At 65.5% G+C, this 2,834-nt stretch carries 1 protein-coding gene; it reads left to right on the top strand.

Going from position 1 to position 2,834, the window contains the following annotated elements; translation table 11 throughout:
- The coding region (locus G3N58_RS33610; protein WP_206001344.1) for an FAD-binding and (Fe-S)-binding domain-containing protein at nt 1–2,834 on the top strand (2,834 nt) is incomplete at both ends.

Below are 2,834 nucleotides of genomic sequence, written 5' to 3'. Positions count from 1 at the left end.
CTGCTGATCGAGGCGCTCAATCACCGCCTCGCCGAAATCGAGAAGCGCCGCCGCGCCGATCTGCGCGACCATGGCGACGAAGCCGGCGTCGAGCGCGCCGCGCGCGTCGAAACACTCGTGCAGGCCGCGCGCCGCGCGATCGACCAGTTCGCCAGCGAATTCCAGCAGACCTACGACCTGCGCCGCCGCGCCACGCGCGTGCTCGGCAAGGTCACGCAGAAAGACAACATCAAGTTCGACGGCCTGTCGCGCGTCGCGCACGTAACCGACGCGACCGACTGGCGCGTCGAATACCCGTTCGTCGTGCTGACGCCGGACTCCGAAGCCGAGATCGCCGGCATGATCAAGGCCTGCTTCGAACTCGGCCTGACCGTGATTCCGCGCGGCGGCGGCACCGGCTACACGGGCGGCGCGGTGCCGCTCACGCCGTTCTCGGCCGTCCTCAACACCGAAAAGCTCGAACAGCTCGGCCCGGTCGAGATGACCGACCTGCCTGGCGTCGATCGCAAGGTCGCGACGATCTTCTCGGGCGCGGGCGTCGTCACGCGCCGCGTGACCGAGGCGGCCGAGCACGCCGGCTTCGTGTTCGCGGTCGATCCGACCTCGCTCGACGCATCCTGCATCGGCGGCAACATCGCGATGAACGCGGGCGGCAAGAAGGCGGTGCTGTGGGGCACGGCGCTCGACAACCTCGCCTGGTGGCGCATGGTCGACCCGGACGGCAACTGGCTCGAAGTCACGCGTCTCGAACACAACCTCGGCAAGATTCACGACGTCGAAGTCGCGCGTTTCGAGCTGAAGTGGTTCGACGGCAACTACGCGCCGGGCGAGAAGCTGTTGCGCACCGAAGCACTCGACATCAGGGGCCGCGTGTTCCGCAAGGAAGGCCTCGGCAAGGACGTCACCGACAAATTCCTCGCCGGCCTGCCCGGCATCCAGAAGGAAGGCTGCGACGGGCTCATCACGTCCGCGCGCTGGGTGCTGCACAAGATGCCCGCGCATACGCGCACGGTGTGTCTGGAATTTTTCGGCCAGGCGCGCGAGGCGATTCCGAGCATCGTCGAAATCAAGGACTACATGTTCGAGACGTCGCGCCAGGGCGGCGCGATTCTCGCGGGCCTCGAGCATCTCGACGAGCGCTATCTGCGTGCGGTCGGCTATGCGACCAAGAGCAAGCGCAACGCGTTTCCGAAGATGGTGCTGATCGGCGACATCGTCGGTAACGATGCGGACGCGGTCGCGCAGGCGACCTCGGAAGTCGTGCGCATGGCCAACGGCAAGAGCGGCGAAGGTTTCGTCGCCGTGAGCGCCGAGGCACGCAAGCGCTTCTGGCTCGACCGTAGCCGCACCGCCGCGATCGCGAAGCACACGAACGCGTTCAAGATCAACGAAGACGTGGTGATTCCGCTCGACCGCATGGGCGAGTACACGGACGGCATCGAGCGCATCAACATCGAGCTGTCGATCAGGAACAAGCTGCAACTGGTCGACGCGCTCGAAGCGTTCTTCAAGGCCGGCAAGCTGCCGCTCGGCAAGAGCGACGACGCCAACGAAATTCCGAGCGCCGAGCTGCTCGAAGACCGCGTGCAGCAGGCGCTCGATCTGCTCGTGCGCGTGCGCACGCGCTGGGAATTCCTGCGCGACAGGCTCGATCTGTCGCTGCGCGAGGCGCAGCACTACCTGGTCGGCCTTGGCTACGAAGCGCTCGCCGGGAAGTTCGCCGACCGCGTCGACGCGCAGCCCGACGCGACGGTGTTCCATCTCGCGCAGGACCGCACGATCCGCGTGTCGTGGAAGCAGGAAATCCGCGCTGAACTGCGGCAGATCTTCAATGGCGGCGAGTTCAAGCCGATCCTCGAGGAAGCCCAGACGATCCACAAGCGGGTGCTGCGCGGCCGCGTGTTCGTCGCGCTGCACATGCACGCGGGCGACGGCAACGTGCATACGAACCTGCCGGTCAACTCCGACAACTACGAGATGCTGCAGGACGCGCATGCGGCGGTCGCGCGCATCATGACGCTCGCGCGTTCGCTCGACGGCGTGATCTCGGGCGAGCACGGCATCGGCATCACGAAGCTCGAATTCCTGACCGACGACGAGATCGGCGAATTCCGCAAGTACAAGCAGCGCGTCGATCCGCACGGCCGCTTCAACGCGGGCAAGCTGCTCGAAGGCGCCGACCTGCGCAATGCCTACACGCCGAGCTTCGGCCTGATGGGCTACGAGTCGCTCATCATGCAGCAGTCCGATATCGGTGCGATTTCCGAGTCGATCAAGGACTGCCTGCGCTGCGGCAAGTGCAAGCCGGTGTGCGCCACGCACGTGCCGCGCGCGAACCTGCTGTACAGCCCGCGCAACAAGATTCTCGCCACGTCGCTGCTGGTCGAGGCGTTCCTGTACGAGGAGCAGACGCGCCGCGGCGTGTCGATCAAGCACTGGGACGAGTTCAACGACGTCGCCGATCACTGCACCGTGTGCCACAAATGCGTGACGCCGTGCCCGGTGAAGATCGACTTCGGCGACGTGACGATGAACATGCGCAACCTGCTGCGCAAGATGGGCAAGAAGAAGTTCAACCCGGGCAACGCGGCGGGCATGTTCTTCCTGAACGCGACCAATCCGCAGACCATCAACCTCGCGCGCACCGCGATGATGGGCGTCGGCTACAAGGCACAGCGCCTCGGCAACGAGCTGCTGAAGAAGTTCACGAAGAAGCAGACCGCGCATCCGCCGGCCACGGTCGGCAAGCCGGTGGTCACGCAGCAGGTGATCCACTTCATGAACAAGAAGATGCCGGGCAACCTGCCGAAGAAGACCGCGCGCGCCTTGCTCGA

The organism is Paraburkholderia sp. Ac-20342 (assembly GCF_017104985.1).
In the GTDB taxonomy this organism is placed as follows: domain Bacteria; phylum Pseudomonadota; class Gammaproteobacteria; order Burkholderiales; family Burkholderiaceae; genus Paraburkholderia.
The sequence above is the reverse complement of the archived record's forward strand: the minus strand, read 5'-3'. Positions and strand labels throughout refer to the sequence as shown.